At 65.5% G+C, this 6,468-nt stretch carries 4 protein-coding genes; 3 read left to right on the top strand and 1 reads right to left on the bottom strand.

Annotated features, from left to right (window positions below; genetic code table 11):
- Window positions 1–884, top strand: an 884-nt coding sequence (locus tag QRO91_RS03285; protein ID WP_285310253.1) for a GGDEF domain-containing protein, incomplete at its 5' end; no start/stop codon positions are given.
- Between the two features lie 95 nt (window positions 885–979).
- On the opposite strand, the gene QRO91_RS03280 is transcribed toward QRO91_RS03285, so the two are convergent.
- Window positions 980–1,906: a DUF808 domain-containing protein gene (locus tag QRO91_RS03280; protein ID WP_049428046.1), complete on the bottom strand. Its 927-nt coding sequence runs from the start codon at window positions 1,904–1,906 to the stop codon at window positions 980–982.
- Window positions 1,907–2,071: 165 nt separating this feature from the next.
- Between QRO91_RS03280 and QRO91_RS03275 the strand changes: the two genes are divergently transcribed.
- Together QRO91_RS03275 and QRO91_RS03270 are read left to right on the top strand one after the other, a co-directional pair.
- Entirely contained in the window at window positions 2,072–3,763 is a 1,692-nt protein-coding gene (locus QRO91_RS03275; protein ID WP_197650530.1) for an AarF/UbiB family protein, read from the top strand.
- A gap of 244 nt (window positions 3,764–4,007) precedes the next feature.
- Entirely contained in the window at window positions 4,008–6,113 is a 2,106-nt protein-coding gene (locus QRO91_RS03270; protein WP_197632774.1) for a phosphoglycerol transferase I, read from the top strand.
- Window positions 6,114–6,468: the final 355 nt, after the last annotated feature.

Genomic DNA, 6,468 nt, shown 5'->3' with positions numbered 1-6,468 from the left:
AGCTGCTGGACGGGCCGTTGGAGGCCGAGGCCGTCGAGCGAACCCGCGCCGAGCTGCGCGAAGTGATCTACAAGCAGGGCCTGCTGCGCCAGGGCATCGATGATTCAAAGGCGGCCATGCGCGGGCTGATGGGCGAGTTCATCGAGCGCATGGATGGCATGGCCACCAGCACCGGTGAGTACCACGACCGCATCGGCAGTTACGCGCTGCAGCTGCGCGAGGCGCGCAGCATCGCCGACCTCAACCAGCTGCTGCAGGAGGTGATGCGCGACACCGGCAAGGTGCAGCAGCAGGCTGCACAGGCCCGCGATCACCTGGCCAATGCGCGGCAGGAAGTGGAACGTGCAGAGCAACGCATCGCCGAGCTTGAGCAGGAGCTGCGCGCCGCCGGTGACCTGGCACGCATCGATCCGTTGACCCAGGCACTGAACCGTCGCGGCCTGGACGAACTGCTGCAGCGCGAGCTGGCGCGCGCCGCGCGCAACAACTCGCCACTGGGCGTGGCGGTGATCGACCTGGATGATTTCCACCAGACCAACGACGCGCACGGGCATGCCGGTGGCGATGCGCTGCTGCAGCACCTGGTGTCCGTGTGCAAGCTGTTGCTGCGCGCCACCGACGGCATCGCTCGGCTGGGCGGCGACGAATTCGTACTGGTGCTGCCGGAAACCCAGGGCGCCGACAGCATGGCCACCGTGCAGCGCCTGCAGCGTTCGCTGGCACATCGCGTGCTGACCGTGCAGGACCAGCGCGTGCCGGTGCATTTCAGCGCTGGGCTGGCGCAATGGCAGCCCGGCGACGATACCGAGACCCTGCTGCGCCGCGCTGATGACGCGCTGTATGCCGCCAAGCGGCAGGGCAAGAACCGGGTGCAGGCGGGGTGATGATCCAGCGTGCGGATTCTGTAGCGCCCGAGCCCATGCTCGGGCGGCGGCGCGCAGCGCCGTAGAGCAGCCGAGCGTGGGCTCGGCTCTACATATTACTTACCGCGCAGCTTCTGGAACCCGGTCACCGCCGCCAGCACGATGGCGCCGGCGATGATGCCGACCACCATGTTGGCCGCAGCACTGATCAGCCAGCCCCACTGCCCTTCGCCGCCCAATGCCTGCACCGTGTGGTGCAGTGCCGGCACGTTGTGCACGAGGATGCCGCCGCCCACAAGGAACATGGCGATGGTGCCGGCCACTGACAGGAACTTCATCAGCCACGGTGCCGAGGCCACCAGGCCGCGACCAAAGGCGGCCACAGCCCCGCCCTTGCGCGAGAGATACAGGCCGACGTCATCAAGCTTCACGATGCCCGCGACCAGCCCATAGACGAAGACCGTCATCGCCAGTGCAACCACGGCCAGCGTGACCACCTGGTTGGTGAACGGCGCGGTGGCGACCACGCCCAGGGTCAGCACGATGATCTCGGCCGAGAGGATGAAGTCGGTGCGGATCGCGCCCTTCACCTTGTCCTTCTCCCACGCGACCATGTCCACCTGGGTATCGGCCAGCGCCTTGCGCCGCTCGGCCTGGCGCTCGGCATCGTCGTCGGACGAATGCAGGAAGCGATGCGCCAGCTTCTCAACGCCCTCAAAGCACAGGAACGCGCCGCCGATCATCATCAGTGGCACGATCAGCGGCACGTTCCAGCCGCGGCTGTGCAGCCAGGCCTCCAGCGCGCTGATCGCCAGTGCCGCCGGCACCAGGATCACCTTGTTGACCAGCGAGCCCTTGGCCACCGCCCACACCACCGGCAGTTCGCGGTTGGCGTTGACCCCGGTGACCTGCTGCGCGTTCAGCGCCAGATCGTCGCCGAGTACACCAGCGGTCTTCTTCGCCGCGACCTTGGTCAGGACCGAGACATCGTCGAGGAGGGTGGCGATATCGTCGAGCAGGGCGAACAGGCTGGCACCGGCCATGGGGCGTCCAAGAAAGGGAATGGGCGGATTCTGACCGATTCGGCGTTGACTGCGGAAGAGATCGGGTTCACCACGTGACGACCCCGGCCCGGCGAGACTGGAGCGTGATCCCGTTTCGCCGGGCATGGCCCGGCGCTACCGGCCGTCGTCTGAAAGGAGTTCCGCTTGAGCAACCCGCCCACCGCCTATGGCAATCCTCCGCTGGTCAAAGGCATGAACCGGCGCAGCCAGATCCTGCGCCTGCTGATGCGCTATCGCCATTCAGGCGTGTTCTCGGGCATGAACCTGGATGCCGCAGGCAATCCGGCCGACGTTCCCGCAGACGGCAACCCGGAACAGTTCGTCAGTGACCTGGAAGCCTTGGGGCCCACCTTCGTCAAGCTGGGCCAGATGCTCTCTACCCGCCCGGACATGGTGCCGGTGGAGTTCGCCACGGCGCTGGAGCGCATGCAGGAGAAGGTGGCCGAGATTCCGGTCGAGCGCATCCATGCCATCGTCGAGCAGGAACTGGGCGCGCCGGTGAACAAGCTGTTCGCTGCGTTCGATCCCGAGCCACTGGGCTGCGCGTCGATCGCGCAGGTGCACCGCGCGGTGCTGCACGATGGCCGCCAGGTAGCAGTGAAGGTGCAGAAGCCTGAAGTCGCCGCGCAGCTGCGCTCGGACCTGGAGGCGCTGCGCAGCTTCGCGCTGGCCGCCGACCACCTGACCCAGGTCGGCCGCCGCGTGCGCCTGCGCGACTGGCTCAACGAGTTCGCCAAGACCCTGATGCAGGAGCTGGACTACCACGCCGAGGCCGAGAACCTGGCCCGCTTCGGCCGCCATCTCAAGCCGTTCCGCCGCCTGTGGATCCCGCAGCCGCTGTGGGATTACAGCAGCCAGCGCGTGCTGACCATGGAACTGGCCACCGGCGTGCGCGTGGATGCGATTCCCGATGTGCGCCGCACCGAACAGTCGATGGATCCACTGGCGGCGGCGCTGATCCGCGGCTACCTGGACCAGATCTTCGTGCATGGCGAGATCCATGCCGACCCGCATCCGGGCAACCTGCGGGTGATGCCCGATGGCCGGCTGGCGATCTTCGATCTGGGCATGGTCGCGCACATGCCGCCGCGCCTGCGCGAGCGCCTGTTGAAGATCCTGTTCGCCGCCGTCGATGGCCGTGGCGAGGAAGTGGCTGACGACCTGATCAGCATCAGCACGCGTCTGGAGGCGTTCGACGAGGAACGTTACCTGCGTGAGACCGGCCAGTTGATCGCGCGTTACGCCGCCAGCGGCACGTTCTCCGAAGGCCGCGTCGTGCTGGACATGGTGCGCATCGCCACCGCCTGCGGGCTGCGCACACCGCCGGAACTGAGCCTGCTGGGCAAGGCATTGCTCAACCTGGAAACCGTGTGCCGCTTGCTGGCACCCGAGCTGGAAACACGACGCATCGTCGAGCGTCAGCTGCAGCACGTGATGCGCGCGCGATTGAAGAAATCACTGTCCGCGGCCAACATCGCCAGCGAGGCGATGGAGCTGCAGCAGCTGCTGCGCGATGGACCGCGCAAGCTCTCGGACATCATGGCGCTGCTGGCCGAAAACCGCCTGCAGATGAAGGTGACCGGGCTGGAGGAATCGCGGCTGATGGAGAACCTGCAGAAGATCGCCAACCGCGTGGCGGCCGGCATCATCAGCGCGGCGCTGATCATGGCCGCGGCGATGATGATGAAAATCGACACCGGCTGGCACCTGTTAGGCTACCCGCTCATTGCGCTGATTCTGTTGTTCATCGGCGTGGTGCTCGGCCTTGGCATCGTGACCAGTGCACTGCTGTTCGATCGTCGCGCGCGGGCACGCGAAGAGCGCGGGCATCGCTAGCGCATCACAGAAAACACCCGTATTCATGCGGTTTTTAATGCAATCCAACGGCGTCTTTCACGCTCGTTTTACCTTCTGAGCGCGATCCCGCGCGCGTCATTGCAACAAACATTTCAGTCAGGTTCGTGCATGCACTATCGGGTCATCGGCCTGTCACATGCATGTGCTTGCGGCAGCGCCGGTCGGATGGACACGCGTCGGTACGACGTCCATCACCACCACCCCGTCACTGCCGAAGCTGCCTATGCTCTGGATACTGCTGCTGTCGTTGTTGCTGCTGTGCTGGTTGTTCCTCGCGTCCGACAAGTGGGTGTGGTGGAAGGCCAGTGCGTTCTCGCTGCTGCTGCTTGCGCTCAGCGCATGGTGGCTGATCGACAAGCTGTCCGGTGATGGGCTCAACGCCGCCACCCTGTACCACCTGGGCGCCGACATGGAAGGCGCCGGTGTCTCCGATTTCAAGGGCTACATCGCCGGCTTCATCGTGCTGGCGCTGGTCTCGCTGCTGCCGCTGTTCGCCACGCGGGTGAAGCGCTGGCGCCGGCCCGGCCATGGAGGCGCCTGGTTTGCCGGCTTCATCGCAGTGTGGGTGGGCACGATCATGTTCAGCCCGTTGGCCCGCGACGGCCAGCGCCTGTATCAGCAGCTGCGCCCGGTCGATTTCGCCCGCATCGCACCTGAGTACCAGGTGCCGACGCAGCCACTGCAGCGTCCGCGCAACATCGTCTGGATCTATGGCGAAAGCCTGGAACGTACCTACCTGGACGAGGCCGTGTTCCCCGGCCTGATGCCCAACCTCAACCGCCTGGCGTCCGAGTCGCTGGACGTGCGTGGCCTGGCCTCGGCCGAAGGCAGCGGCTGGACCATCGCCGGCTTGGTGTCGTCGATGTGCGGCGTACCGCTGACCACCTCGCAGGGCGATGAGAACAGCATGGACCGCATGGGCAGCTTCCTGCCCAAGGCGGTGTGCCTCGGCGACTACCTGAAGCAGCAGGGCTACACCAACCACTATCTTGGCGGTGCCAACGGCCAGTTCGCCGGCAAGGGCCAGTTCCTGGCCAGCCACGGTTTCGATGAAGTGCATGACCTGGCCTGGTTCAAGCAGCAGAAGAAGATCGGCCGCATCCATTACTCGGCCTGGGGCGTGCACGATGACGTGCTGTTGGACACCGCCTACCAGCGCTTCGAGCAGCTCTCGCGTGCCGGCTCGCCGTTCATGCTGACCACGCTGACCATGGATACCCATCACCCGGCCGGGCACCTGCCGGTGTCGTGCAAGGGCGAGCGCTACCAGAGCCAGTACGGCAACATCGGCCTGCTCAATGCACTCAAGTGCACCGACCGCCTGATCTCGCAGCTGGTCGAGCGCATCCAGGCCAGCCCGTATGGCAAGGACACGTTGATCGTGATCGCTTCCGATCATCTGGCGATGCCCAACGATCTCAGCCATGTGCTGGCCAAGCAGCAGCGCGAAAACCTGCTGCTGTTCCTCGGCGACGGCGTGACGCCTCGCCAGCTGGCGGTGGAAGACGGTTCAACGCTGGACTCCGGCGCCACCCTGCTCAGCCTGCTCGACCCGAACCTGCAGACCATGGGCTTTGGCCGCTCGCTGCTGGATGACAAGCGCGCGCCGAGCGCCAGCGTCGCCGCGCGCCGCGACGGTGGCCGCGACTACCCGCAGTATCTGGCGTTCGCCCGTTCGCTGTGGCTGGGTGAACCGACCCGTGAACTGAAGATCGACGGCGACGACCAGGTGGTGGTCGGCCTGCAGCATGTGCAGCCACCGGTTCTGCTGGAGTACGACAAGGACTGGGGTTTGAAGTCGGTATATCTGGAAAACACCTCACGCCAGTTCGATGATGCCGACCCGGACAATACCCTGGCCTATGTCGATCGCTGTACCGCGTTCGAGGACGGCTCGGCCGATGGCGACTGGTGCGCCCTGCTGGTCAACCGCGACAACGGCATCAAGCTCTACCGTGACAACGACCTGCGTGGCGGCATTGCCGTGGATGCACCGCTGGACGCCTTCCAGGGCCCGCGCCCGAGCGTGCGCCAGGCGCACATGATCACGCAGAAGGGCCGCCGCACCCGCGCCGGCCAGTACATGCTGCAGCTGGTGGCGAGCACGCGCCCGGATCGCGGTTTCTGGATCGAGGCGGTGTCGTCGCAGCGCAAGGTGGTGCTGGCCCAGCAGTGGGTGCAGCCCGATGCCAATGGCAAGATCAACGTATCGTTCGGGCTGGACCACGAAGTGGACGATCTGGAGATCCGCGCGTGGTTGAACCATGCCGAGAAGTTGGCGGTGGATACGTTCGCACTGGTGCCCTCGCGCAGCCGACCACGGGGATAGGGTTCTTTGCAGGGCTGCGCCCTGCCACCCGCCGAAGCAACAGCCGAAGCAAGAGCAACAGCAACGGCAACAGCGTGCATTCCGTGGTTGGGCGGGGCGGTGCCGGAGTGCGGGGACGCCGCAAGTACGTCCCTGTAGGCTTGGCAGCCGCATCCATGCGGCTGACACCCCGCACTCCGACACCGCCCCACCTCTGACAGATTTCGTGTGCTGTTGGTGGGTGTCGACCTTGGTCGACACAATCTGTCAGATATCGAAAATCAAAATGGGGTCAGATCCGTTTTCCGGAGGAAAACGGATCTGACCCCAATAGTATTTCCGACAGATCGCGGAAAACTGTCGAAGGCGGGGTGGG

The sequence above is a fragment of the Stenotrophomonas maltophilia group sp. Smal32 genome (assembly GCF_030237085.1).
In the GTDB taxonomy this organism is placed as follows: Bacteria; Pseudomonadota; Gammaproteobacteria; order Xanthomonadales; family Xanthomonadaceae; genus Stenotrophomonas; species Stenotrophomonas maltophilia_Q.
The sequence above is the reverse complement of the archived record's forward strand: the minus strand, read 5'-3'. Positions and strand labels throughout refer to the sequence as shown.